This is a genomic window from Pseudomonas sp. DSP3-2-3 (genome assembly GCF_049898225.1).
Lineage (GTDB): Bacteria > Pseudomonadota > Gammaproteobacteria > Pseudomonadales > Pseudomonadaceae > Aquipseudomonas.
This window is the reverse complement of record NZ_JAFCXH010000006.1, coordinates 39106-64875: the sequence shown is the minus strand read 5'-3', so window position 1 is coordinate 64875 and position 25770 is coordinate 39106. Positions and strand designations below refer to the sequence as shown.

Annotated in this window: 27 protein-coding genes, 1 tRNA gene and 1 pseudogene; 18 read left to right on the top strand and 11 right to left on the bottom strand. The window is 57.4% G+C overall.

Going from position 1 to position 25770, the window contains the following annotated elements:
• Positions 1–36 precede the first annotated feature (36 nt).
• Positions 37–561 (top strand): hypothetical protein, encoded by a 525-nt coding sequence (locus ACP7E4_RS09180; protein WP_426113408.1) that lies wholly within the window; start codon positions 37–39, stop codon positions 559–561.
• Here the strand turns inward: ACP7E4_RS09180 and ACP7E4_RS09175 are convergent, their stop codons facing one another.
• Entirely contained in the window at positions 562–1488 is a 927-nt protein-coding gene (locus ACP7E4_RS09175) for a ZIP family metal transporter (RefSeq protein ID WP_426113410.1), read from the bottom strand.
• 159 nt (positions 1489–1647) lie between these two features.
• Between ACP7E4_RS09175 and ACP7E4_RS09170 the strand changes: the two genes are divergently transcribed.
• The 13 genes from ACP7E4_RS09170 (at position 1648) to ACP7E4_RS09110 (ending at position 16594) form a co-directional block, all read left to right on the top strand.
• Positions 1648–1839, top strand: coding sequence for a PLDc N-terminal domain-containing protein (locus ACP7E4_RS09170; protein WP_020291491.1), 192 nt, complete (start codon positions 1648–1650; stop codon positions 1837–1839).
• Positions 1840–2049: 210 nt separating this feature from the next.
• Entirely contained in the window at positions 2050–2910 is an 861-nt protein-coding gene (gene speE / locus ACP7E4_RS09165; RefSeq protein ID WP_426113412.1) for a polyamine aminopropyltransferase, read from the top strand.
• Positions 2911–3036: 126 nt separating this feature from the next.
• Entirely contained in the window at positions 3037–3288 is a 252-nt protein-coding gene (locus ACP7E4_RS09160; RefSeq protein ID WP_426113414.1) for a helix-turn-helix domain-containing protein, read from the top strand.
• A complete protein-coding gene (locus ACP7E4_RS09155) occupies positions 3285–4490 on the top strand; it encodes a type II toxin-antitoxin system HipA family toxin (protein ID WP_426113416.1) in 1206 nt (401 codons plus the stop codon). The genes ACP7E4_RS09160 and ACP7E4_RS09155 overlap by 4 nt, the downstream gene beginning before the upstream one ends.
• Before the next feature lie 268 nt (positions 4491–4758).
• Positions 4759–6852, top strand: coding sequence for an LTA synthase family protein (locus ACP7E4_RS09150; protein ID WP_426113418.1), 2094 nt, complete (start codon positions 4759–4761; stop codon positions 6850–6852).
• 177 nt (positions 6853–7029) lie between these two features.
• Entirely contained in the window at positions 7030–7266 is a 237-nt protein-coding gene (locus ACP7E4_RS09145) for a hypothetical protein (protein ID WP_426113420.1), read from the top strand.
• Between the two features lie 246 nt (positions 7267–7512).
• Positions 7513–7866: a ribonuclease E inhibitor RraB gene (locus tag ACP7E4_RS09140; protein ID WP_426113422.1), complete on the top strand. Its 354-nt coding sequence runs from the start codon at positions 7513–7515 to the stop codon at positions 7864–7866.
• A 475-nt stretch (positions 7867–8341) separates the two neighbouring features.
• Positions 8342–9751 carry a circularly permuted type 2 ATP-grasp protein gene (locus ACP7E4_RS09135; RefSeq protein ID WP_020291500.1) on the top strand — a complete coding sequence of 470 codons (1410 nt, stop codon included), beginning with the start codon at positions 8342–8344 and terminating at the stop codon, positions 9749–9751.
• Between the two features lie 12 nt (positions 9752–9763).
• Positions 9764–10723 carry an alpha-E domain-containing protein gene (locus tag ACP7E4_RS09130; protein ID WP_020291501.1) on the top strand — a complete coding sequence of 320 codons (960 nt, stop codon included), beginning with the start codon at positions 9764–9766 and terminating at the stop codon, positions 10721–10723.
• Entirely contained in the window at positions 10720–11538 is an 819-nt protein-coding gene (locus tag ACP7E4_RS09125) for a transglutaminase family protein (RefSeq protein ID WP_426113424.1), read from the top strand. The genes ACP7E4_RS09130 and ACP7E4_RS09125 overlap by 4 nt, the downstream gene beginning before the upstream one ends.
• Positions 11539–12318: 780 nt before the next feature.
• On the top strand, positions 12319–13524 hold the full coding sequence (locus ACP7E4_RS09120) for an acetyl-CoA C-acetyltransferase (protein WP_426113426.1): 1206 nt from the start codon (positions 12319–12321) through the stop codon (positions 13522–13524).
• Positions 13525–13569: 45 nt separating this feature from the next.
• Positions 13570–15714: a 3-hydroxyacyl-CoA dehydrogenase NAD-binding domain-containing protein gene (locus ACP7E4_RS09115; protein WP_426113428.1), complete on the top strand. Its 2145-nt coding sequence runs from the start codon at positions 13570–13572 to the stop codon at positions 15712–15714.
• A 151-nt stretch (positions 15715–15865) separates the two neighbouring features.
• Positions 15866–16594 (top strand): amidotransferase, encoded by a 729-nt coding sequence (locus ACP7E4_RS09110; protein WP_426113431.1) that lies wholly within the window; start codon positions 15866–15868, stop codon positions 16592–16594.
• Positions 16595–16684: 90 nt separating this feature from the next.
• Here the strand turns inward: ACP7E4_RS09110 and ACP7E4_RS09105 are convergent, their stop codons facing one another.
• From ACP7E4_RS09105 to ACP7E4_RS09085, 5 genes and pseudogenes are all read right to left on the bottom strand, one after another.
• Positions 16685–17656 (bottom strand): magnesium and cobalt transport protein CorA, encoded by a 972-nt coding sequence (locus tag ACP7E4_RS09105; protein ID WP_426113433.1) that lies wholly within the window; start codon positions 17654–17656, stop codon positions 16685–16687.
• Positions 17657–17789: 133 nt separating this feature from the next.
• Positions 17790–18479, bottom strand: coding sequence for a crotonase/enoyl-CoA hydratase family protein (locus tag ACP7E4_RS09100; protein ID WP_426113435.1), 690 nt, complete (start codon positions 18477–18479; stop codon positions 17790–17792).
• Positions 18480–18604: 125 nt separating this feature from the next.
• Positions 18605–19264, bottom strand: a complete 660-nt coding sequence (locus tag ACP7E4_RS09095; RefSeq protein ID WP_426224887.1) for a class I SAM-dependent methyltransferase — start codon at positions 19262–19264, stop codon at positions 18605–18607.
• Positions 19265–19269: 5 nt separating this feature from the next.
• Entirely contained in the window at positions 19270–19563 is a 294-nt protein-coding gene (locus tag ACP7E4_RS09090) for a DUF6388 family protein (protein ID WP_426113439.1), read from the bottom strand.
• A gap of 295 nt (positions 19564–19858) precedes the next feature.
• Positions 19859–20433, bottom strand: a pseudogene (locus ACP7E4_RS09085) (lipopolysaccharide kinase InaA family protein).
• A 308-nt stretch (positions 20434–20741) separates the two neighbouring features.
• Here ACP7E4_RS09085 and ACP7E4_RS09080 point away from each other — a divergent pair.
• Positions 20742–20969 (top strand): hypothetical protein, encoded by a 228-nt coding sequence (locus tag ACP7E4_RS09080; protein WP_426113441.1) that lies wholly within the window; start codon positions 20742–20744, stop codon positions 20967–20969.
• 23 nt (positions 20970–20992) lie between these two features.
• A complete protein-coding gene (locus tag ACP7E4_RS09075; protein WP_426113443.1) occupies positions 20993–21616 on the top strand; it encodes a hypothetical protein in 624 nt (207 codons plus the stop codon).
• Between the two features lie 185 nt (positions 21617–21801).
• On the opposite strand, the gene ACP7E4_RS09070 is transcribed toward ACP7E4_RS09075, so the two are convergent.
• The 4 genes from ACP7E4_RS09070 to ACP7E4_RS09055 form a co-directional block, all read right to left on the bottom strand.
• Positions 21802–22047, bottom strand: coding sequence for a hypothetical protein (locus tag ACP7E4_RS09070; RefSeq protein ID WP_426113445.1), 246 nt, complete (start codon positions 22045–22047; stop codon positions 21802–21804).
• Between the two features lie 10 nt (positions 22048–22057).
• Positions 22058–22216, bottom strand: a complete 159-nt coding sequence (locus ACP7E4_RS09065; RefSeq protein WP_426113447.1) for a hypothetical protein — start codon at positions 22214–22216, stop codon at positions 22058–22060.
• A gap of 222 nt (positions 22217–22438) precedes the next feature.
• Positions 22439–22528: transfer RNA gene (locus tag ACP7E4_RS09060), tRNA-Ser, on the bottom strand.
• Between the two features lie 165 nt (positions 22529–22693).
• Entirely contained in the window at positions 22694–23443 is a 750-nt protein-coding gene (locus ACP7E4_RS09055; RefSeq protein WP_331151304.1) for a 3-oxoacyl-ACP reductase family protein, read from the bottom strand.
• Between the two features lie 120 nt (positions 23444–23563).
• Between ACP7E4_RS09055 and ACP7E4_RS09050 the strand changes: the two genes are divergently transcribed.
• Both ACP7E4_RS09050 and ACP7E4_RS09045 read left to right on the top strand, forming a co-directional pair.
• A complete protein-coding gene (locus ACP7E4_RS09050) occupies positions 23564–24487 on the top strand; it encodes a LysR family transcriptional regulator (protein ID WP_426113449.1) in 924 nt (307 codons plus the stop codon).
• A 27-nt stretch (positions 24488–24514) separates the two neighbouring features.
• Entirely contained in the window at positions 24515–25093 is a 579-nt protein-coding gene (locus ACP7E4_RS09045; protein ID WP_426113451.1) for a cysteine hydrolase family protein, read from the top strand.
• On the opposite strand, the gene ACP7E4_RS09040 is transcribed toward ACP7E4_RS09045, so the two are convergent.
• The gene (locus ACP7E4_RS09040) at positions 25059–25766 is read right to left on the bottom strand and encodes a DUF3142 domain-containing protein (RefSeq protein WP_426113453.1); all 708 of its coding nucleotides are present in this window, start codon (positions 25764–25766) and stop codon (positions 25059–25061) included. The two genes, ACP7E4_RS09045 and ACP7E4_RS09040, sit on opposite strands and share 35 nt — an antisense overlap.
• Positions 25767–25770: the final 4 nt, after the last annotated feature.

Sequence of the window (25770 nt, the reverse complement as noted above, 5' to 3'; positions counted from 1 at the left end):
CGCGCCTTTATTTTTGCTTGTGATCAGGATCGCTCCATGAAGAATCAACTTATCGAATTAATCGGCAAAATCAGTTCGGGTTGCATGGGCGAGCAGGATATCGAGCGCATCGCCGACGAAGCGGCTCAGGCGTACGCCGATCCTCAGGCTTTCCTGGCGGCTAATCCGGACATCAACTACGACGAGACTTTCCCGATCAAGTTGGGCGAGTGGGTCGTGGTGGGCAGCTTGCCGGAGACCGTGCTGTTCCAGGCCGATACCTACATGGATCTGTTCGCGCAAATCGTCGAGTCGTTCGGACCCGACGTCACGTTCAATATCAAACCCAGGCAATTGGCCAAGGTCGAGCCACTGACTGCGCTCAACCGTATTCAGATTCAGCTGGGCGCCATGAACAAGGAAATGGGTGGTTACGTGCTGATGAACCTCAGCCAGCCTTTGGATGACGAGCTGCAAACCGTGCTGGTCTACGGCAATGATCAGGCGCGCGTTCTTGAACTGTGCGCTGCGGTCGGCATCCACGCAGCGCCCGCACTGCAAGCGCTGAAGGCATCGAGCTGATCAACCCAGCGCGGTATCGAGAAACATCATCACCGCGAAACCGCCCATCAAACCCAGGGTTGCTGGCGTTTGATGGCCGTTGCGGTGGGTTTCCGGAATGACCTCATGGGATACCACGAACAACATGGCGCCCGCTGCCAGCCCCAGGCTGACCGGATAAGCGATGGCGAAGCCGCTGGAAATCCCCAGGCCGATCAGCGACCCGATCGGCTCCATCAGGCCCGAACCGATCGCCACCAGCATCGCCTTGAATGCTGAAAGCCCGGTGACGCGCAAGGCCAGGGCAATCGCCAGGCCTTCAGGAATGTCCTGAATCGAGATTGCGGTGGCCAGCGGCAGACCGACATTCATGTCGCCATTGGCAAAACCGACACCGATGGCCATGCCTTCCGGAAGGTTGTGCAGGGTGATTGCCAGGACGAATAACCAGACCCGATTGATCCGTTCGGAGTGCGGCCCCTGACGACCGACGCTTTCGTGTTCGTGGGGGGTGAATTTGTCCAGGCCGAGCATCAACAGCACGCCCAGGCCGAGCCCCAGCACCACGGTTGCCGCGGCAAACGGCCCGCTTCCGGTAACTTCCCTTGCAGCCGCCAGGCCGGGAAGGATCAGGGAAAACGAACTCGCCGCGAGCATCATCCCCGCCGCGAAGCCAAGCATAATGTCCTGGCTGCGCTGTTTAATGTCGCGCATGGCCACGGCCATCACCGCGCCCAATGCGGTCGCGCCGAAACCGGCGGTGCCGCCGAGCAAGGCGTAATGCAGGTTGTCCTGATTGGCGCCGTAGATGGCGTTATAGCCACTGGCGATCAGCAGCCCGAGCACCACCAGTAACACCACCAGAAAACTGAGACTGAGCAGGGGCGTTGATTGTGCCTGAGCGAACCATGTCGCCCACAACGTTCGCGGTTGTGCGGGAGTTTGCATGAGTGCCTGACCTTTGCGGAGTTAATAAAAAATTTGCGCCGTTACGCCCGTCTTATCAAGTCGGAGCGCAAAAATATGCCGTTGGTTCAACGGAACCCTTCAAGACTGCGACTATCCTAAGCAGGCATATATTCATTCGGGACAATCAGGAGCGACACCATGGGTTCCACCTTCAATGGTTTGGTAGGGCTGATCATTCTTGCCCTCGATATCTGGGCCATCATCAACGTTCTGAAAAGTGGTGCCGAAACCGGGATGAAGATCCTTTGGGTATTGCTGATTGCTCTGCTGCCGGTCTTGGGTCTGATCATCTGGGCTATCGCCGGTCCGCGCGGCAATGTGCGGATCTGATCGATAACGCTGATCGGGCTATGCCTCAATAACGCTTGATTGTCCTTTGGCAGTCAGGCGTTTTTTTTGTGTAGATTTCAGCCTGATTGGCCTGATGATATCGGCGTGGGGCAATGGAGGTTCGACCTGTCATGTTCCTCGACGTAGAATGCGCGCCATTCTTATGGGCGGCCTGCCGTCCTGCCATCCGCATTTATCAGGGACTTACCCATGAGCGATTATCAAGAAACGTTGTACGAAGGTTATGGCCAGCGTTTTCGCATGGAAAAACTGCTTCACGAAGTGCGCACCGAGCATCAGCACCTGGTGATCTTCCAGAATCCGCGCATGGGACGCGTGATGGCTCTGGATGGCGTGATTCAGACCACTGAAGCTGACGAATTCATCTACCACGAGATGCTGACTCACGTGCCGATCCTGGCCCATGGCGCAGCGCGCCGGGTGTTGATCATCGGCGGTGGCGACGGCGGCATGCTGCGTGAAGTGGCCAAGCACCGCGGTGTCGAGCACATCACCATGGTTGAAATCGACGGTACTGTGGTCGAGATGTGCAAGGAGTTTCTGCCGAACCACTCCAAGGGTGCGTTCGAAGATCCGCGCCTGAACCTGGTGATCGATGACGGCATGCGCTTTGTCGCCACCACCGAAGAAAAATTTGACGTGATTATTTCCGACTCCACGGACCCGATTGGTCCGGGCGAAGTGCTGTTCTCGGAAAACTTCTATCAGGCCTGCCACCGCTGTCTGAACGAGGGCGGCATTCTCGTAACCCAGAACGGCACGCCTTTCATGCAGTTGAGCGGTGTACAAACCACCGCCGGGCGGATGCGTGGATTGTTCGCGGACTGGCATTTCTATCAGGCGGCGATTCCCACCTACATCGGTGGCGCCATGACCTTCGCCTGGGGCGCGACCAACACGGCCTATCGCAAACTGCCGCTGGAAACCTTGCGTCAGCGTTTCGCCGGCAGCGGCATCGTAACCCGTTATTACAACCCGGAAGTCCACATCGGCGCATTCGCCCTGCCGCAATACGTACTGCAGGCAGTCAACAAGCCTAGCAACGACTGAATAGTGTAAAAAGTTACGTATACATAACATTTCATCGGAAAAGTTATGTGTACGTAACATTCTGTTGTGAGGTGGCCATGTTACGTATACATTCCATTTTTAATGAAATGTTATGCAGGCATAACCATGGACACTGTTCTTGTTGTCGACCGGCTGGCCCAGCAGATCGCAAGCATGCGCAAGGCACGCGGCCTGACGCTGGTTGAACTGGCTGCACGCTCCGGCGTTACCCGACAAAAGCTCGCCGAAATCGAAAAGGGCAGCCCCACGGTTTCAATCAACCTCTACGCCAAAGTCCTCGCTGCTCTGGGTGCCGAACTGCAGGTTATTCCTGCACGCCGTCCTGTGTTTGAAGAGCTGCAAGAGGTCTTTCGATGAAGGCTCTGGATCGGGTGCGCATCGTCACGCCAGAGGGTGAAAGTGGCGAACTGTCTTCGCAAGATACTGCGGACTACCTGTTCCGATATGGCATTGATGCCGACCCGCGCATGCAAATCAGCCTGACCATGCCAGTGCGCGACATTGCTTATAACGCCCACGCTCTGCACCCGATATTCCAGATGAACCTCCCCGAAGGCTACGTCCTGGAGCAATTGCGCAACCGGCTGGCGAAAACCACGCCGATCAATCCGATGCTGTTGATGGCCCTGACCGGCAATAGCTCGCCCGTAGGCCGCGTCGGTGTTCAATCATCCGCTATCGACCAGCTGCTGGCGAACAGTGGGCAGCCCGAAGCGCGAAGTCTGGCGCAGATTCTCAGCTGGGACGGCGCCCATGATCTGTTTGCCGAGCTGGTAGACAGCTACATCCTGCGCACGGGGATTTCCGGGGTGCAGCCCAAGGTCATTGTCCCGGAAGCGCTGAGCGCCGAGTTCAAAGCCACCATGCTGATGCCAGAATTGATTATCAAATCCGGACGCAGCGATTTCCCCGGCCTTGCGATCAATGAGTACCTCTGTATGGACGCCGCTCGCCGAGCAGGAATGCCGGTGCCAGAGTTTTACCTCTCCGAAAATCGGCAGTTGTTCGTCATGCGTCGCTTTGATCGTGAGGCCGACCAGCGCGTTATTGGTTTCGAAGACATGGCCGTGCTGATGGGGTTGGGCACCGAGCAGAAATACGCTTCGAGCTATGAAAAAGTTGCTCGAGCCATTCGCCTGTTTTGCGCACCTGAATACATCCGGTCATCGCTGGATCAGTTCTTCGACATCGTTGCGCTGAGCTGCATTGTGGGTAACGGCGACGCGCATCTGAAGAATTTCGGCGTGTTATATCGCGATCCTTTGGGCAGTGATGCAGCCTTGGCACCGGCCTACGACATCGTCAACACAACTGCTTACATAAAAGAGGATTCGCTGGCGCTGAGCCTCGACGGATCGAAAAGCCTGTTCGCCTCACGGTTGGGAATTCTTGCGCTGGCGCAGGTCTGTGATGTCGCCAAACCCCGGCAACGCCTGCAAAAGCTGATCGCGGCGGCTCAGGCATCGTTGCGCGATAACGCCGAATTCGCCAGTGACGCGCCAGATGTTTTCCAGGCAATCGAGTACGGCGTGAGCCTTTACAGCCAGTCTTTCAGCTGAATCCTGGCGCCGCGAACGACGAAATTTTCACGTTATGTCACTGAAAATCTGCCGCGCTTAATAACGCTTCACTGGCTGCTAACGCTGATTGCAGAGCAATGACGCCGTCGATTTCGTACCGTTCAAGATGAAACATCGAACAGCCATCGGTGTTTATCCGTGAATGATCACGTAAGATTTGCCCCCCGCGGTTTGCTCGATGTGAAAACGTCGCCTGGCGCACAGACTTTTGAACCCCTTTTTTGAATCCAACGGATCCTAGAACGACATGGCCACAACGGACGCCCTGAGTCATCAGCCCGCCTCGTCGCGCTCGATGCAACCTACCGTCAAATCGCATCTGGCGTACACGCTGTTAAGCGGGCTGGTGCTGATGGTGCTGTATACGCTGCTGCGTATTGCACTGCTGGTCTACAACCGCGAAATGATCGGCGATACGCCTGCATCGGCATTCGTTGAAGCGATGCTCAACGGCATGCGCTTTGACCTGCGGCTGACGGTTTACCTGCTTATCCCCCTGATTCTGGCGCTGTTCAGTGCGCGGATCATGGCGATGCGCGGGTTCTTTCGTTTCTGGCTGACGCTGGTCGCGAGCCTGACGCTGTTCTTCGGCCTGATGGAGATGGACTTCTATCGTGAATTTCACCAGCGCCTGAACGGCCTGGTGTTCCAGTACGTCAAGGAAGATCCGAAGACCGTTCTGAGTATGTTGTGGTACGGCTTCCCGGTGGTTCGCTACCTGTTGGCCTGGGCTTTCGTCACCTGGTTGTTGAGCCTGGTGTTCAAAGGTGTGGATCGCGCAACCCGGCCGCGACGCTCCGTGGCTGGCGGCACTTCCAGCCAACGCTCGATTGCCCCGTGGTATGCCCGTATCGGTGTTTTCGTGGTTTGCCTGCTGATCGCGGTTGTCGCGGCTCGTGGCACCTTGCGCCAGGGCCCGCCGTTGCGTTGGGGCGATGCTTACACCACCGAATCGAATTTCGCCAATACCCTGGGCCTGAACGGCACGCTGACCCTGATTGCTGCCGCGAAAAGCCGCATGTCAGAAGATCGTGACAACATCTGGAAGGCGACTCTGCCGCAGCCACAGGCGCAGCAGACCGTGCGCGACATGTTGCTCACGGCCCATGACAAACTGGTCGATCCAGAGATCGCGGCAGTGCGTCGCGACTCCATGCCGCCAGCGGAAAATACCCTGCCGATCAAGAACGTCGTCGTGATCCTGATGGAAAGCTTCGCCGGTCACTCGGTGGGTGCGCTGGGCGATGAGGCGAATATCACGCCGTACTTCGACAAGCTGTCCAAGGAAGGTCTGCTGTTCGACCGGTTCTTCTCCAACGGCACCCACACCCACCAGGGCATGTTTGCCACCATGGCGTGCTTCCCGAACCTGCCGGGTTTCGAGTACCTGATGCAGACGCCGGAAGGCAGTCATAAGTTGTCCGGCCTGCCGCAATTGCTCAGCGCCCGTGGTTACGATGACGTGTACGTCTACAACGGCGACTTCGCCTGGGACAACCAGTCCGGCTTCTTCAGCAACCAGGGCATGACCAATTTCATCGGTCGCAACGACTTCGTCAATCCGGTGTTCTCCGATCCCACCTGGGGCGTTTCCGACCAGGACATGTTTGATCGCGGCGCTCAGGAACTGAAGACCCGTGGCGAAAACGGCAAGCCGTTCTATGCCTTGCTGCAGACCTTGTCCAACCACACGCCGTACGCGTTGCCAGCCAACCTGCCGGTAGATCGCGTGACGGACCAGGGCTCTCTGAACGAACACATGACCGCCATGCGTTACTCCGACTGGGCGCTCGGGCAGTTCTTCGAGAAGGCCAAAAAAGAACCGTACTACAAGGAAACGCTGTTCATCGTGGTCGGCGACCACGGTTTCGGCAACAACCAGCAAATCACCGAAATGGACCTGGGCCGCTTCAACGTGCCGATGCTGATGATCGGTCCAGGCGTGCAACAGAAATTTGGCCAGCGCAGCAGCATTGTCGGCACCCAGATCGACATCGTGCCGACCATCATGGGCCGCCTGGGCGGCGAAAGCCGCAACCAGTGCTGGGGTCGCGACTTGCTGAACCTGCCGGAAGGCGACAAGGGTTTTGGCGTGATCAAGCCTTCGGGCAGCGAGCAGACCGTCGCGCTGGTGACCGGCGACAGGATCCTGATCGAACCCAAGGAAATGGAGCCGAAAGTCTTGTCGTACACCTTGGGCCGCACACCCCATGCCGAAGTGATCCCGGATGCGCCGGATACCCAGGAACTGCGTAACAAACTCGACAGCTTCCTGCAGACCGCAACCAAGAGCCTTCTGGATAACACCGCCGGGGTAGAAGCGAGCAAGAACAAGAACTGATCGCTGCACGCGCCGAACAAAAGCCTCCTTCTGGAGGCTTTTTGCGCTATAAGCGTGGGCAGATCTGCGGGGCGACGCATGATTGTTCGATGCCTCCCGCGAACTGATTTGAACGAACTTCGGCCCAAAAAGGTCAAGATCACGTAAGCCGCGTTTTCGGCTGCTGAGGAGACATCGATGAAACAGTGGACCATTTCGTATCTGGATAAAGATGGTGTGCAACAAAGCCTGGATCTTGATGCCGAGCAGCGTCCCACCGAGGAAGAGGTAGCTCGTCGGCTGCGGCCGATTTTGTTCCCTGTAGCCGATGAGCTTGACCTGAATGACCTGGAAGGTCGCACGGCCGAGCCCACCGTGAAATCGTTGAAAGACCAGAATGCTGTGGAGATCATCTCCATCACCGAAGCATCCTGACCACCTGAAAAAATCCCTCGCCCTGAATTGGCATAACGCCAACGATGGGGTTACTCTGCAATTGAGGCCGGTGAAGCGTTTCTCCAGCCTCGTCATGTCGATGCCTCGCCTGCCCAGCAGGCGTGGCCTTGTCAGCTACATGCTTGATTCCCGCCCGGCAGAGTATCTGCCGTGTGACGGCCTCCGATCGGAGCGTCGTTCCGGGAGCGTTGAAACTCTATCTATCGTTGCATAGGAGGACGTTTCATGAGCACAGCCTATCAAGAGGACATCAGCAGTAACGTACTGCGCCGCATGAAAGAGGGCGGTTTTGACTTCGCGCGCATTCACCCCATCGAGTTTTATGCCATTTTCCCGGATGAGGAGCGGGCACGGCAGGCTGCGGGACGATTTCGTGGCGAATCCCTGAATACCCAGATCAACGTCAGAGATGACGGCGCGTGGCATTTGCAGTTGAGCAAAGTCATGTATGCGACTTACGACGGTATCGGTGATTTCGAGCAAGACTTTCAGACGGCAATCGAAGCGCTCGACGGTGAAGTCGAGGGTTGGGGCGTCACACAGGAGATCAGAGGCTCCCAGCGCATGAGATGTCATTGATGCGTTGAACGACCGGTCGATTCGGAGGCATCCCTCGGAATCGGCCGGTTTTGGTTTGAGGACTCTAAGACTGTTAACCAATATGCGCCGCGCCGCTGACCATAGGGCAGGCAAAAAAAAGCCACTCAAGAGAGTGGCTCAAAGGGAAGTTCGGAAAATTCGGTTGTTGCAGACGCTGCGGTGTTTTTCGACAACGACTTGAAACAGGGCATCCAAATGAGTGATTGCCCGGATGCAGGGGATTATCGGGAAACAATATCGACTCGTGAAATCAACTCTGGCTATGCTGGTGATAGCTTTCGCAGTTGAAGGACGCTTCCGAATGAGGCGTAGGAGAATTGGTTAGGAAGGATATTGCACAGGAATGGTGCGGTCATCCTTAAGTCGTTATTTAACCAGTTGATATTTAAGCGTTTATGCCGATGGCACGGGCCTTGCGAAGGCCCTTGGTGTCCGTGGTGACAAGGAGTACGGCATGATCCGCACCTTTTATGATGAGATGTACGATGCTGGTGGCCTGGTCCGCCCGCATTACCGGGAATTTGCCCGCTGGTTGGGTGAAACGCCGCCTGAGTTACTGGCTCAGCGTCGGCGTGAAGCCGATCTATTGTTTCATCGCGCCGGGATTACGTTCACGCTGTACGGTGACGAGCAGGGCACAGAGCGCCTGATCCCTTTTGATACGATTCCGCGCAGCATCCCTGCCAGCGAATGGCGGGTGGTTGAACGGGGCTGCATTCAGCGCGTTAAAGCGTTGAACATGTTTCTCGCTGACCTTTACCACGAGCAGCGCATCATCAAGGCCGGGATTATTCCCGCCGAGCAGGTATTGGCCAACGAGCAATATCAGATTGCGATGCAAGGGCTGAATCTGCACCGCGATCTTTATTCGCATATCTCCGGTGTCGATCTGGTGCGTGACGGCGACGGCACGTATTACGTGCTGGAAGACAATTTGCGGACCCCGAGCGGGGTGAGCTATATGCTCGAAGACCGCAAGATGATGATGCGTCTGTTCCCGGAACTGTTCGCCGCGCAGCGCATTGCGCCCATCGATCATTATCCAAACCTGCTGCTCGATACCCTGAAAAGCTCCAGCCCCATCGATAATCCAAGTGTCGTGGTGTTGACCCCCGGCCGCTTCAACAGCGCCTTTTTCGAACACGCCTTTCTGGCGCGGGAGATGGGTGTGGAGCTGGTCGAAGGTGCTGACCTGTTCGTGCGCGATGATCGTGTGTTCATGCGCACCACCGATGGTCCCAAGGCTGTCGACGTGATCTACCGTCGCCTGGACGACGCGTTCCTTGATCCGCTGGCGTTCAATCCGGATTCGATGCTCGGCGTGCCAGGCCTGCTGTCGGCCTATCGCTCGGGCAATGTCGTGCTGGCCAACGCCATCGGCACCGGTGTGGCGGATGACAAGTCGGTCTATCCGTATGTGACCGACATGATTCGTTTCTATCTGGATGAAGAGCCAATCCTCAAGAACGTGCCGACTTTCCAGTGCCGAAAACCTGAAGAGCTGTCCCACGTGCTGGCCAATCTTGGCGATCTGGTGGTCAAGGAAACCCAGGGTTCCGGTGGCTATGGCATGTTGGTCGGACCTGCATCGACCGCTGCGGAAATCGAATCGTTCCGGGCCAGAATCAAAGCCAAGCCCCACGCTTACATCGCCCAGCCCACGCTGTGCCTGTCGACCTGCCCGACGTTTGTCGAGAACGGGATTGCCCCGCGACACATCGACCTGCGCCCATTTGTCCTGTCCGGCCGCGAAACCCGCGTTGTCCCGGGCGGGCTGACCCGCGTCGCGCTGCGTGAAGGCTCGCTCGTGGTGAACTCGTCGCAAGGTGGCGGAACCAAAGACACCTGGGTGGTTGAGGATTAAGGATGCCTGCCAATGCTAAGTAGAACTGCCTCGGATTTATATTGGATGTCGCGTTACCTGGAGCGAGCGGAGAATCTCGCGCGGATGCTCGACGTCAGCTACTCATTGTCATTGATGCCTCAGGACGGGCGTGGAGACGGGCTGGATGAACTGGCCATGCCCCTGCTGATTACCGGCACGCTGGACCATTATCTTGAGCGCCATGGCGAATTGCATGCCGAACGCCTGCTGCATTTTTTTGCTCTGGATGCGAGCAATCCGGCCAGCATCTACAGCTGTCTGGGCGCCGCGCGGGCCAGCGCCCATGCGGTTCGTGGGCGAATTACCGCCGACATGTGGGAAAACATCAACGCCACCTGGCTGGAAATTCGCGGTATCGCTGAACAAGGCCTGAGCCGCTATGGCATGAGCCGTTTCTGCGAGTGGGTCAAGGAACGCTCGCACCTGTTTCGCGGCGCCACTTACGGCACCATCATGCGTCACGATGCGTTTCGCTTCATTCGTCTGGGCACCTTCATCGAACGCGCCGACAACACCTTGCGCCTGCTGGATGCGCGCTACGAAATGCTCGAACTGCGTGGCCGCGATACCCATCAGGTGTCCGACAGCTCTGCTCATGGTTATTACCAGTGGAGCGCGTTATTGCGTGCGCTGTCGTCGTTCGAGGCTTACACCGAGCTGTACCGCGATGCACCCGGCGCGCGGCAAGTCGCCGAATTGCTGTTGCTGCGCCCGGACATCCCGCGTTCGCTGAGCGCCTGTCTGGAAGAGCTCGACCTGATCCTTGCCAGCCTGCCGGGGGCCAACGGGCGTCCCGCCCAGCGTCTGGCGGCGGAACTAGACGCACGCCTGCGCTATACCGGGATCGACGAAATCCTGGAAGAAGGCCTGCACGAGTGGTTGAACGAATTCATTCCTTTGGTAGCCCAATTGGGTAACGCCATCCACACTTCTTATCTGGAGGCTGCATGAGACTCTCAGTTAGCCACGAGACCACCTATCACTACGAGGATCAGGTCCGCGCCAGTATTCAGTATTTGCGTCTGACGCCACACGACAGCGAGCGCCAACAGGTCCTTAGCTGGCAGCTCACTCTGCCACGGCCGGTGCGTGCGCAAGTTGATCCGTTCGGCAATATCCTGCACGTGCTGACCATGGACGAGCCCCATGAAGCGATCATCATCGGGGCCCGTGGCCAGGTGGAAATCGACGAGAAGCGCGAAGCCGAGCATGAAAGCCAGTCGCCGCTGCCGTTTTTGCGCTTCACGCGCCTGACCGAACCCGATGAAGCCATTCGCGCCTTCGCTGCCAAGCAATGCCGCAAGCGCAGGGACCGCAATGGCTTGATTGATTTGATGCACGCGCTGAACCAGCACATTACTTACACGCCGGGTTCAACCGAGGTCGATACCAGCGCCGTCCAGTCGTTCGCCGGCCGCACCGGTGTCTGTCAGGATCACACGCACGCCTTTCTGGCCTGCGCGCGCAGCCTGGGGATTCCGGCGCGTTATGCATCGGGTTATCTGTACAGCGAAGACAGCGAGCACCTGGCCAGCCATGCCTGGGCCGAGGCGTGGATCGATGACGCCTGGTACAGTTTTGACGTGACCAATGAACTGGCCATCCCGGAACGCCACCTGAAACTGGCGGTGGGACTGGATTACCTGGATGCATGCCCGGTGCGCGGCATGCGCCGGGGTGGCGGCAGCGAGCAGATGCACGCCAAAGTCCTGGTGTCGCCGATGGTCGACGCGCCGAAAATCATGATGCAGGCGCAGCACCAGTAAAGCCACCTACTTCAACGATGGTCATTGACCATCGTTGAGACGAGGTTTGAAGTCGGCCGATGTTCCAGGGTTATTTCACTCCCACAAAAGCCGCACTCATCACCAGCAACGCCACCATCAATCCTTTGCGCAAACACCAACCTCCATTCATTCGAATAGAGAGGTAGGCACTGTTATGCTCGGTTCGAAAACGCACTAACAGGCTGGGCGTCCGATGCGATGCGCGACCATCAACCGAATAGACGGGTCATATTCGGCAGGATCAATAGCAGTGTAGTGGCGAAGACGATAAGTCCGGCCTGACGGAATTTTGAATGCTTGAACATGGCTGTCTGCCTTTTTTGTTATTCCAGAGCTACAAAAGCTCACCGAATTCGTTAGTGAATGTTCGGGCAGCTGGCAAAGGTGATTGTGTTGAGCAACTGGTGCGGCAAGCTTGCCGTCAACCGAGGCGCTGGTCTTGATTGTTCTGGCGCCCATTGCTACAGACTTAACCTTAGAGTCCAGGTGCTGCGACATTTAGAACTATTACGTATAACCATCTATAAATATCATCTTGAAAACGTCTATACACTTCGTAAATCCAGCGGACGCTACCCGGCTAGACACCTTCAGACTTATTGAGACGCTTCGTTTGCAGCGCTACCGTTCGTCTGGCTCGGATTCTTCCTACATCTGCGCAAAACGGTTCAGTGGTTTGGATCATTGAATACCGCTGGAGTGAAGCTAAGGTGTCAGCACAGTATTTATTCCAACAATAATAAAGGCTCCGAGGACACCATGACTGAAGCGCTGATTTACGATGCGGTACGCACCCCGCGCGGCAAGGGCAAACCTGATGGAGCGCTATACAGTGTCAAGCCCGTGAACCTGATCGCCGGGCTGCTGCAGGCGTTGCAACTGCGTAATCATCTGGATACCGCTCAGGTGGATGACATCGTGCTCGGCTGCGTCACGCCCGTGGGAGAGCAGGGTGCGGATATTGCCAAGACCGCTGCGCTGGTCGCTGACTGGGATGTGAGCGTGGCCGGGATGCAGATCAATCGATTTTGCGCGTCGGGTCTGGAAGCGGTGAATCTTGGCGCGATGAAGATTCGTTCCGGCTTTGAGGAGCTGGTCGTGGTCGGCGGCGTGGAATCCATGTCGCGGGTGCCCATGGGCAGCGACGGCGGTGCCTGGGTGCTGGACCCGCAGACCAACCTGCAGTGTCACTTCACGCCTCAGGGCATTGGCGCGGACCTGATCGCCACGCTGGAAGGTTTCACCCGCCAGGATGTGGACGCCTACGCGCTGCATTCCCAGCAGAAAGCCGCCCGAGCACGGCAGGCGGGGGCGTTCGCCAGGTCGTTGGTGCCGGTGCGGGACCAGAACGGCACCTTGTTGCTGGATCACGATGAATTCATTCGCGCCGACTCGACGCTGGAAGGTCTGGGCAATCTCAAGCCCAGCTTTGAAATGATCGGCCGGATGGGCTTCGATGCCACCGCTCTGCGGGTCTACAGCCATGTAGAACGCATCAACCACGTGCACACCCCTGGCAACAGTTCCGGCATCGTCGACGGCGCGGCCGCCATGCTTATCGGGTCGGCGGCCAAGGGCAAGACGTTGGGGCTGCAGCCGCGAGGGCGGATCGTGGCGACGGCGGTCACCAGCACCGATCCGACGATCATGCTCACCGGGCCAGCCCCGGCAACGCGCAAGGCACTGGCCAAGGCCGGTCTGAAGGTCGATGACATCGACCTGTTCGAAGTCAATGAAGCCTTCGCTTCGGTGGTGCTCAAGTTCATCAAGGACATGGCCGTTGACCCCGACAAGGTCAATGTCAACGGCGGCTCCATTGCCATGGGGCATCCGCTCGGCGCGACCGGCTGCATGATACTTGGCACCTTGCTCGACGAGCTGGAGGCGCGGCAGCTGCGCTATGGCCTGGCGACGTTGTGTGTCGGTGGCGGCATGGGCATTGCGACCATCATCGAGTGTTACTGAGCCGTTGATGCTTTCCTTCTTGTGGATTCGTTGAGATCACCTGTTATGACCGATGCCATTCGCTATGAAAAAGGCCAGGACCAGATTGTTATCCTGACCATCGACATGCCGGGACAAAGTGCCAATACCATGAACGCGGTCTATCGCGATGCCATGGCTGCCACCGTTGCCCGTTTGCAGGACGAACACACGTCGATTGCCGGCGTGATTATCACCTCGGCCAAGCCGACCTTCTTTGCCGGTGGTGACTTGAATGAATTGATCCTGGTCGGCAAGGACCGCGCGCAGTGGTTCCAGGCGATGGTCACCGAATTGAAGGCGCAATTGCGCAGCCTGGAAACGCTGGGCAAACCCGTGGTTGCGGCAATCAACGGCGCAGCGTTGGGCGGCGGCTGGGAAATTTGTCTCGCTTGCCATCACCGTATCGCGCTGAATGCTGGCAACGTTAGAATCGGCCTGCCGGAAGTGACCCTGGGCTTGTTGCCAGGTGCTGGTGGCGTGGTGCGCATGGTGCGCACGCTGGGGCTGGAAAAGGCGCTGCCGTATCTGCTTGAAGGCAAAAAGCTTGGGGTGCAGCAAGCCATCCAGGCCGGTTTGATCGATCAGCTTGCCGCCAACAGCGATGAAATGCTGGCCATGGCCAGGCAATGGATTATTGCCAATCCTGCCCCTCGGCAGCCTTGGGATATGCCGGGCTATCAGCTTCCCGGCGGTACACCGGCCCAGCCGAACGTTGCGCAAATGCTGGCCATCGCACCCTCGATCCTGCGCAACAAAACCCAGGGTTGCTACCCGGCTCCGGAGAAGATTCTCTGCGCGGCAGTGGAGGGCGCACAGGTGAATTTCGACACCGCACTGGCAATCGAGACGCGTTATTTCACCGAGCTGGTCACCGACCAGATCGCCAAGAACATGATCGGTACCTTCTGGTTTCAGCTCAACGCAATCAATGCCGGCAGCTCGCGCCCCAAAGGCCCTCCAGCGTTCACCACCCGCAAAGTCGGGGTTCTCGGCGCGGGCATGATGGGTGCGGGGATCGCTTATGTCTGTGCCAGTGCGGGCATTGCAGTGGTGATGAAAGACGTGAATTTCGCCGCAGCGCAAAAGGGCAAGGAGCATTCCGCCAAGCTGCTGGACAAGCAAGTTGCAGCTGGACGAATGGACGCGCAGAAGCGTGAAGCGATCCTGGCGCGTATTCATCCAACCGGCCGCGATTCTGATCTGGAGGGCTGCGACCTGATCATCGAAGCGGTGTTCGAAGACCGGGAACTCAAAGCCAGAGTCTGCGCCGCCGCAGAGCAGTTCGCGCTGCAGAATGCGGTGATTGCGTCTAACACTTCAACGCTGCCGATTACCGGTCTGGCCCAGGCGATTTCGCGGCCTGAGCGTTTTATCGGGCTGCATTTCTTCAGCCCGGTGGACAAGATGCAGCTGGTGGAAATCATCAAGGGCGAGCGTACCAGCGCTGCAACGCTGGCCCGTGCTTTTGATTTCGTACTGCAAATCAAAAAAATCCCCATTGTGGTGGCCGACGGTCGTGGTTTTTTCACCTCACGGGTATTCGCGACCTTTACCCATGAAGGCATTGCCATGCTGGGCGAGGGCATTTCGGCGGCGATGATCGAGAACGAGGCGCGCAAGGCCGGAATGCCGGTTGGGCCGCTGGCAGTCTCCGATGAGGTGTCCTTGAGCCTGATGAGCCACATCCGTCAGCAAGCGCTCAAGGATCTGACCGCTGAAGGCAAATCCGTTCCGCAGCATCCGGCCTTCGCTGTCGTCGACCTGCTGGTCAATGAATACAAGCGGGTCGGCAAAGCGGCCGGTGCCGGGTTCTACGATTATCCCGAAGGCGCGTCCAAGCAGTTGTGGCCGGAACTGAAAAGTCGTTTCGAGCAAGCGCACGTGCAGATTTCCGGCCAAGACGTGCGTGATCGCTTGCTGTTCGTTCAGGCCATCGAAACCGTGCGCTGCCTGGAGGAGGGCGTGCTGCTGTCGGTGGCTGACGCCAATATCGGGTCAATCTTCGGCATCGGTTTCGCGGGCTGGACCGGCGGCGCGTTGCAGTTTATCAATCAGTACGGGATCAAGGAATTTGTTGCCCGGGCGCGGTATCTGGCCGGGCGATATGGTGAGCGCTTCGAACCGCCAGCACTGTTGCTCGAAATGGCAGTCAAGGGCGAGCTGTTCTAAAGGCTGCGACAGGCGGCACGACTGCGAATCAGTACAGCAAAGGTTCAGCTAAAACGCACCGGAGGGCAAATCGCCCCTTGCCTTGCGGTGCTCGTTCAAGGCAGGCTTTGTCGGTGCATTATCGCCATTACCGCTTCAGGTACCTTTTCTTATGCCGTTACGCATCTGCATTCTGGAAACCGACGTCCTTCGCCCAGAATTGGTCGATCAATATCAGGGTTACGGGCGGATGTTCGAACTGCTTTTTGCACAGCAACCGATTGCCGCCGAGTTCACTGTCTACAACGTGATGCAGGGCATTTATCCGCCCGAAGGCGAGCGCTTCGACGCTTATCTGGTGACGGGCAGCAAAGCTGACTCGTTTGGCACCGATCCGTGGATCGAAACCCTCAGGACCTACCTGCTCGAACGTTATGAGCGCGGCGACAAATTGCTGGGGATCTGTTTCGGGCATCAATTGCTGGCCTTGCTGCTTGGCGGCAAAAGCGAGCGGGCGACGCAAGGTTGGGGAGTGGGCATTCATAACTACACGCTGGCGCCTGCGACGCCATGGATGAGTCCGGCCATGGACAAGCTGACCTTGCTGATCAGCCATCAGGATCAGGTCACCGCGCTGCCGGCCAACGCCACGGTCATCGCGTCAAGTGAGTTCTGCCCGTTTGCCGCGTATCACATCAACGATCAGGTGCTGTGTTTCCAGGGCCATCCAGAATTCATCCACGATTATTCCCGCACCTTGCTGGACATTCGCCAGCAATGCCTGGGCGAGCATATTTATCAGCAGGGCATTGCCAGCCTGGATTACGAGCACAACGGCACGACGGTGGCCGAGTGGATGATGAGGTTTGTGGCGCACAAAGCAGATAAAGCAGCGGTTTAGCGGCAAGCTATAAGCGACAAGCAGATCGGGTTTTCGCTTGCAGCTTGAGGCTTGAGGCTTGAGGCTTGAGGCTTGACGCTTGCCGCTGCCTCAAAGCCACCCCGACCGCTTGAAGCTGGCGAACAGCGCGGTACAGCCGCCGACAATGACGCCCAGCACGGTGAAATAGCCGTAATGCCAGGTCAGCTCGGGCATGTTCTCGAAGTTCATGCCGTAGATCCCGGCGATGGCCGTGGGAAAGGCCAGGATCGCGGCCCAGGCGGCGAACTTGCGCTGCACGATGCTTTGCCGCGACGACTCCAGCAGCAAGCCGATCTCGATGGTCTGACTGGCGATATCGCGCAGATTACCCAGGTCTTCCATCTGGCGTTTGACGTGGATTTCCACATCGCGAAAGTACGGCCGCATGTTCTTGTCGATGAACGGAAAATCCAGCCGCTGCAGCTCTTCGCCAACTTCCACCATGGGCGAGACATAACGCCGCAAACGCAGCAAATCGCGGCGCAGACTGTGGATGCGCTGGATGTCAGATTCGTTCAAAGAACCGGTCAACACATTGTGTTCAAGATCTTCGAGTTCGCAGTGAATCGCTTCGGTAACCGGCTGATAGTTCTCGGTGACGAAATCCAGCAGTGCATACAGCACGAAGTCCTCGCCATGTTCGAGCAGCAATGGCCTTGCTTCGCAGCGTTGGCGCACCAGCCCGTAAGACTTGGAGTGGCCGTTGCGTGAGGTGATGATGTAGCCCTTGCCGGCGAAGATATGGGTTTCTATGAATTCGAGCTTGCCGTTCTCGCGAACAGGCGCGTAAGTCACGATAAACAGCGCGTCACCGAAGGTTTCCAGCTTGGGGCGGCTGTGAACCTCCATGGCATCTTCGATGGCCAGCTCATGCAGATTGAACTGTTTTTTCAGGGTGGCCAGTTCGCTGGCATCAGGCTGCTCCAACCCGATCCAGACAAAGTGGCCCGGCTTGGCCGCCCAGGCAGCACCTTCGTCGAGGGTGATATTGGTGACTTTTTTGCCTGCACTGTAAACCGCGGCAGCGACGACTCGGCCCATGTTGGTTTCGCTTCTTTATGGTGTGCTGTCATATGCGCAACGGGGCGCTCTACTGCATCAGATCAGGCAATTCGGTGCGAGTTCGCCGACCGGGAAAAGCCCGCTGTAGCGGGCTTCATGTCCTGGATCCGGCTTACAGTGAATGCTGCTGATCGGCGACGATGGCCGCGTCCAGAGTGTCCAGCAGCGCCTTGCGCACTTTGAGTTTGGTGTTTTTGTGCGCGTTCATATTGATTTTTTTCAGTTGCAGCGCGGCAGTACGGGCGGCGTCCTGCAACTCATCGACGCTGACCAGTTTGTCGAGAAAACCTGCTTCCAGCGCGCCTTTGGGATCGAACATCTCGCCATTGATGACCGAGCGATGGAAGGCTGATTTACGCAGGCGATCCCGAGCCAGCTCGATGCCGGCATGGTGCATGGTCATGCCGATCTGGACTTCGTTCAGACCGATACTGAACGGCCCTTCGACGCCAATCCGGTAATCGGCCGACAGCAACAGGAACGCTCCTTTGGCGACCGCGTGTCCCGGGCAGGCAATAACGATAGGGAAGGGATGCGAAAGCATGCGCCGCGCCAGGGTCGAACCTTGCTTGACCAGGCTGATGGCCGCTTCGGCGCTGGACGTCATGACTTTGAGGTCGTAGCCGCCGGAAAGAATTCCCGGCTGGCCGGTGATGATCACCACGGCGCGATCTTGCTCGGCTTGATCCAGCGCAGCGTTGAATGCCGCGACCACGTCGGGAGAAATGGCGTTGACCTTGCCGTTGCTCAAGGTCAGCGTGGCGATGCCGTCTTCCAGGTGGTACGAGATCAAATCACTCATGTCGCGATTCCTTTTTTATTGAAGTCAGCAGAAGTTACTCACCCACAACGGTGAGGTAAAGCGCTGACTACTGAGTCAGTTCGCAATTGCCCCAAGAAACCGCGCAGCGCTGTGAGTGCTGATTATTAAAGGACCGAACGGGCGCTGAACAACGCCACTTTGCCTACCACTTCAACACTCACGTCGGCAAAGTGTTGGGCCAGCGCGCTACGTAGCCCGGCAACCGTGTCGTTGCGGTTTCCGAAAATACCCTTCTTGTTGTAGACCGCCATCAGTTTGCCGCCAAAGCCATTATGGTTGGCTTCTTCGCCCAGGATCGTTGCCCCAAACAGCACGCCGTTGTCGGCCAGACGGGATTTGAGGTTGCCAAAAACCACGGCCTTGTCGGCCATGGTGCCGGGCAGGCAATGCAGCAGGTAAAACAGCGATATCGAATCGCAGACCGCGACCTGTTCATCACTCAGCGGCTGGAATACATCGTGCTGCACGACTCGGGTGTCAGGACGACCGAGCCTTCGACGTGCGGCTTCAAGACTGCTGGGGTTCAGGTCAAGCAAGGTTACCTGGGTGCTGGCTGGCAAATTGGCGTTGGTCAGGTAATAACCTGTGCCAACACCAACGTCCAGATGGCGTGCGCCAACGTGACGATTGAAAAAAGGCTGCAGCACTTTTCTGGTTGGGCACTGCCAGGCAAACCGATTGGAAATTCCCAATACCCAGCCGTCATAGAGCTTCAAGGTCAGGGGCGAGTAAACAGCGGCACCGGCTTGAGACGACTGGTTCACGGGTTTCATTCCTCGATGTCATTGAGCTCGCGATATTGCTCCCAATCCATGCCGAGCGCCTCGGCCACCTGGTGATGGGCTTCCAGGCGCATGGACTTGAGTTGCTCAGGGGATTCGGCCACCAGTTGCAGCGCCAATTCCCAGGGTTCGATGCCGAGGTCTTCGGCTTCATCCTCGAACGCCCATTGGGTCTGCTGCTTCTGCTCTTCGGCACTCAGGTCCTGAATCTCGGTCTTGAGGTTCGGATTGGTAGTGAGGTATTTCGCCAGGGCGACGTCGTTCCATTCAAGTAGGTTCATGCGGTACTCCTGCAGGTTCGGATCGAGTCGAAGAAGGTCGAACTGCACGGTGGCAGACTCGACGGCAAGGCGCGATTGTGCGCGATACCCCGGTTGGCTTCCAGTGCAACGCAATTGGCTTTGCGGATAAATCCGAATTTACGGAGAGTTCTGTAGGAGATTGCGCCGTGTAGCTGGGGTCTACCAAGCTTCGGGCAGGAATCCCACTCCGTTGGAGATTCTATGTTCGCGGGCAAGCCTCGCTCCAACAGAATCGACGCTTGAATGTCGTTCGAAGCAGGTAAAACTGATCCCGCTACACAGACCTGCCAAACTCGGCGTGATACACCTTGAGGAAATACGCCCACTCGATATCAGTCCAGGACGAATGACGACGCAATTGACGCAGATCGTGGCGCGCAGCTCCCAGGGATGTGATCCGGCGATGGGATTTTTCCAGGTCGAGCAGGGCCAGTTCGAATTGCGGGCCGTCAATGGAGGTCACGACTTTGACGAAGATATGTTTGGACCGCATACAGCTGTGTTGCCAGTAGCCAAGGTGCAGGCGCGACAGCAGGAACGCCAGCCGTTCGAATAAACGCAGATGTTCGTCCGGCGAATACCGTAAAAGATCGGCTTGGGCGCTGCCACATCCAGCTGATCAAGTTTGGTCAGTGCACGCCCTTCGCGCAGGACAGTCGGCCTGCCGAACGGATAACGGGGGCTGCGGTAAAGGTGCCCGGTCTGCCGTTTTACATAAACGATGGTCCCGTTATGAACGACTCGCTGAACGCCGCTGGTACCACTGCGCCGCACGTTGGGTTCTTCAACCCACGGCCCCTGCGTTGCCCACCAGTAAGCGAAGTTTTCCTGCACAGTAGACGTCCCCATTACTGTTTCCTGTCCAATTATTGTTCTCTTTCAGTCTCATTGAATTGACACTTCATCGGAGGATAAAACAACTCTTGCCACTAAGATACGGGTAATTAACAGGCTCTTGACGGCCGACTAATGAACCAATCGTGATTGGTATCGGGACCATTCTTGCGGCCTCTATCTCCCGTAAGGCGTTGTATCCACTCTGATACCGAATAGAAGGGACGTTTTGTGACTTACCAGTCGTCAGCTCCAGGAAAATAGAGGGTGCCAAACCCGAAAGTCATGGTCTGACAAGGATCAACTCAAGAAGACCGTAAAAAATGTCTCATCTTAAAATCGTTTCAGAAGGAAGCGGTGATCTTCTAAATGACCTGAACATCGCTACGGCGGAAATGATGTCTTTCGCCATCGGCGATGTTGGAACTAATGAGTGGCGAATCGCTCGCTCTCGTCAGGAACAGGCGTTCGCGAAATGGCATTGCTATATCAGTAAAGAACCGACCGTGAAGTTCAAGGAACCGCGCTTGGCCAAGACTCGCCTGGCTTAGTCAGGCGGCGGCGTGGCATCTGGATGTTGGCGCTGATTGAACTTTCACCAACCGAAAAGTTCCCCCTTCTTCTAGAAGAACAGACGGGACGTCTGTGGCAGCACGTTATTTACGGTGGTAGAGTCGCTGCTCATTTTTGGAGTCGCGTCATGAAGTTAGGGAAAGTTGCATTTGCTATGGCCGTAGTATCGATGCTGGGCGGCTGCATGTCTTCGCCTCCAGTACCGCGAGTACCACTGAACGAATCGGAATATCAGCGTCTTCCTCAGGTGGGTACTGGCGTGATTGAAGGCCAGGCATTTCTGAAGACTCTGGGGGGAGAGGTCAAATACGGAGCAGGCACTACGGTTTACTTGTTCCCCGTGACCAGTTATAGCGAACAATGGTGGCGTTTGACTCAGATTGAAATGAAGCCTATTGCCGCCCCCGACCCAAAGCACGATAAATATGTCCGGACTACCCAGGCCGACGGCACCGGCACATTCAAGTTTACCGATATACCGCCTGGTCCTTATTTCATTGATGCCGAGGTGAGCTGGTTTGCTCCAACAGGATACGGTGGCGCCCTGCAGAAACAGGGCGGAGTCATTGCCCATCGCATTAAAGTCGATAACGACAAAACAACCCGGATCATGATCACCCAATAAGTTCGTATGCCCTGGCAGGTTCAGGGCAAAACGTAGTCAGACTACCAATCATGATTGTCCGAGCCGCCTTGAGCGGCTGCGGGCTGGCCCTGCCCGAATTTGCCCTAAGATTCAAAGCTTCAATTCGGTGTCTGGCCTGAAGCCCACTCTCTGAGAAATCAGCCCATTCACTGCTCCTTTCGATCTCAGTTAGCTAAGCCAGGCATCTCCACGCAGTGAACAAGAATGTCATTTCTGACTACCTTCCCGCTCATCTGGTGGAGGATCACAGATATCTCCTGGATGTGGAGGTGAGTCTGCGGCGGCTGTTGATATCCGTCAGCGACTAAGTCTATGTGCGCGCCTACGCGGATATGGGGCATCGCACCTTCGGTTGTGATGCTTGCGATCTCGTGTTCTGGTCCAACGATGAACCGATAGGTGTGCTGCATGGTGCCCTCCTTAGTCGTGCGGTTTATTTGTTGAAGCGGCCTGTTGTTGGGCTTCGTCAATATTCCATGACTGGCGAGTAAATAATACTAATCCTACAACCGGGCTCTCTTTGCCGATCGATTTCTTCACGCCCAACAGTTTGAAGGCGTGCGCCACTGAGGCGCGCATAACCTGTCACCTTTGCAGAGGCTTTCGCTGCCGGAAACGCCGATGTTACGCAGGTCGCGGAGTGGATTGCGCGGAGGTTGATCGAGTTAGGGTAAAAGGCTGCGCCAAGTGGTGCCAAATCCGGCGCTAACTTACATTTACAAAGGCTTTTGAAAAAGTGCGCACAAACGAAAAAGCCCCGACTTTCACAAGAAAAGTCGGGGCTTTAGCGTGTTTCTAATATGGCGGTGAGGGAGGGATTCGAACCCTCGATACAATTTCTTGTATACACACTTTCCAGGCGTGCTCCTTAAGCCTCTCGGACACCTCACCGAATCTCGTCACACCGTTGGTCTGTCGAGGCGCGCTAATGTAGTCGAAGGCTTTGCCGAACGCAAAGGTTTTTTTCAGAATTTTCATGCGCTTAAGCAAATACCAGGAGTTGGCCGCGCGTCCGGGTGGTGCGCGGCCGCATCCTGAAGAAGCGGATGGGCGGGATCAGGCACCGAAGCCGCCGTCGATGGTCAGGCTGGCGCCGGTGATGTAGCCGGCTTCCGGGCCTGCCAGGTAAGCGACGAAGCTGGCGATTTCTTCGACGTGGCCGTAGCGTCCAACGGCCATCAGCGGGATCAGCGATTCAGCGAAGTCGCCGCTGGCCGGGTTCATGTCGGTATCGACCGGGCCGGGCTGCACGTTGTTGATGGTGATGCCACGTGGGCCGAGGTCGCGGGCCAGGCCTTTGGTCAAGCCGACCAGTGCCGATTTGCTCATCGCGTAGACGCCGCCACCCGCGAAGGGCATGCGGTCGGCGTTGGTGCTGCCGATATTGATGACGCGTCCACCGTCGCCCATGTGCCGCGCGGCTTCCTGAGTGGCGATGAACACGCTGCGGACGTTGATGCTCAGCGTGCGGTCGAAGTCTTCCAGGCTGAACTCTTCCAGCGGCCCGATGGCCAGAACGCCGGCGTTGTTCACGAGGATGTCCAGGCGGCCGAAGGTTTTCACGGTGTTGTCTACTGCTGCACGGATGGCGTCGGCGTCGGCGCTGTCAGCGTGGATGGCGAGGGCTTTGCCGCCGTTGGCGGTGATGCTGTCTTGCAGTTCGCGGGCCTTGGCTTCGGAGCTGACGAAGGTGAAGGCAACCGCCGCGCCTTGCTCGGCCAGGCGTTTGACGATGGCCGCACCGATGCCGCGTGAGCCGCCTTGCACGAGTGCTACTTTACCGCTGAGGACTGTTTGCTGAGTCATGTGGTTCTCCAGATCGTTGGGGAGTTGAGTTGATGGGCGCCAGTATCCGGTGTCGATTGCATCCTGAGTAGCGGGTAATTGCGATAGTCTGTGTAAACCAAAAGTTTAGAATCCGTCGCCATGGAAAATTTCAGCAGCATCGAATGCTTTGTGCGCAGTGCCGAAGTCGGAAGCTTTGCCGAGGCTGCGCGGCGCCTGAGCCTGACGCCTGCGGCGGTGGGCAAGAGCGTCGCCAAGCTGGAAGCGCGACTGGGCGTGCGGTTGTTCCAGCGTAGTACGCGTAGTCTGACTTTGACCGAAGCCGGCCAGCGATTTCTTGGCGAGGTCAGCGCCAGCCTCAATACCATCCAGAACGCCGTCGCCAACCTTGCCAGCGCCGAAGGGCAGCCGGCTGGCACGCTCAAGGTCAGTATGGGTACGGTGTTTGGGCGTCTTTATATCCTGCCGTTGTTGGGCGAATTCCTGCGACGTTATCCGGCCATAACGCCGGACTGGCATTTCGATAACCGTCAGGTGGATCTGATCGGACAGGGTTTCGATGCCGGGATTGGTGGCGGTTTCGATCTGCCCCAAGGGGTCGTCGCACGCAAGCTGACCCCGGCGCATCGCGTCCTGGTGGCGTCGCCGGATTATCTTGTCGAACACCCGGACATCAAGCATCCCGAAGATCTGCACGACCATCCGGGAATTTTGATTCGCTCGCCACAGACCGGTCGAATCCGCAGTTGGCCGCTGACCCATCGCAATCAGGAACACAGCCCGCTGAGCCTCAAGGCACGCATGACCATGAGTGACTCGGAAGCGGCCTGCGCTGCGGCTGAGCAAGGCTTGGGGATCGCGCTGGTCAGCATGCCGTTTGCCGTGCCTTATTTGCGCAGCGGTGCGTTGCAGCGGGTGTTGCCGGACTGGTATGTAGATGACGGCAACATTTCTCTCTATTACAGCGAGCACAAATTATTGCCGGGCAAAACTCGGGCGTTTGTCGATTTTGTCATCGAACAGTTCGCCCGGCAGAACCTCGCCCAGGTGTTCAGCGCGATCTAACCCTTTTCAAACGGAGCCAGGTCCTTTATGGAAATTCTCGTCAATGCCGCATTGGTCATCATCGACATGCAACAAGGCATACAGCATCCGAAACTCGGCCGTCGCAACAATCCCCAGGCCGATGCCAAGATGCGCAAGCTGTTGCAGGCATGGCGCAGCAGCCAGCGGCCGGTGATTCACGTGCGGCATTTTTCCCGCACGCCGACTTCAGTGTTCTGGCCCGAACAGTCAGGCGTGGAGTATCAGCCGGAATTTTTACCGGTCAACGGTGAAGCGGAGATTCAAAAACAGGTGCCCGACGCCTTCTACGGGACGCCGCTGGAGGAGTGGCTGCGAACCGATTCAATCAATCAACTGGTCATTGTCGGGGTCGCAACCAACAATTCCGTGGAGTCCACCGCATGCAGCGGCGGCAACCTGGGTTTTGAGGTGATCGTGGCCCATGACGCCTGCTTTACCTTTGATCAGGCTGATTTTTTTGGCACGCCGCACAGCGCGGAAGAAGTCCACGCCATGTCGTTGGGAAATCTGCATGGCGAATACGCCACAGTGCTGGCCACCGACGAAATCCTCACGGGTTTTGCAGAAACACCACATAACCTCTGAACCACGGGCTGTCTTGCAGATGTTCCGGCGCCTGCCATTCGCCGCCCTGGATCAGGCCGATCTTGAACGGCAAGCCAAGGCGGTTCATGCGCGGGAGGTAGGCGGCGTAATCGGGAATGCTGTGGCGGCCCTGATAGGTTTGCACCACCACTTCGTCGATCACCCCTTTGAGCTGACCGATGACCTCGGCGTCGGCGTTGCTGCTCCAGTCCAGCAGGCCGGTGATGCTCAAGCGATAGTCTTGCGGCAAGCGTTGGCGCAGGACTCGCAGGAAATCGACGTATTCGTTGAGATAGCGGGTGCGCGCGTCGAAGTCGACCTGGATACCCACCACGTTATTGCCCGCCTGACGCCAGCGGTTGACCTGACCCAACAGCTGCCGGTAGACCGGCTCGGGCCAGCGCAGGGTGTGGGCGCGATAGACCACCCAGACCTCAGCCTGAGGCAGTTTCGCAACTGGCATGCCCTGGGCGACGAAGTTGACTCGCCGATGCTGCTCACTTCGTGAGCTGCTGATCTGGCCTTGCAGCACGTACAACGTCCTGGCGTTGTTCAGCGCCGGCTGAGAGGACACGCCGCCCCACAGCCAGAACGCCTGGTAATCGTCGGCGTTTACCGCTGCATTGGCCGCAATCATCTGCAGCAAGCAGAACATTACCAGCCAGAATCGCATGGCG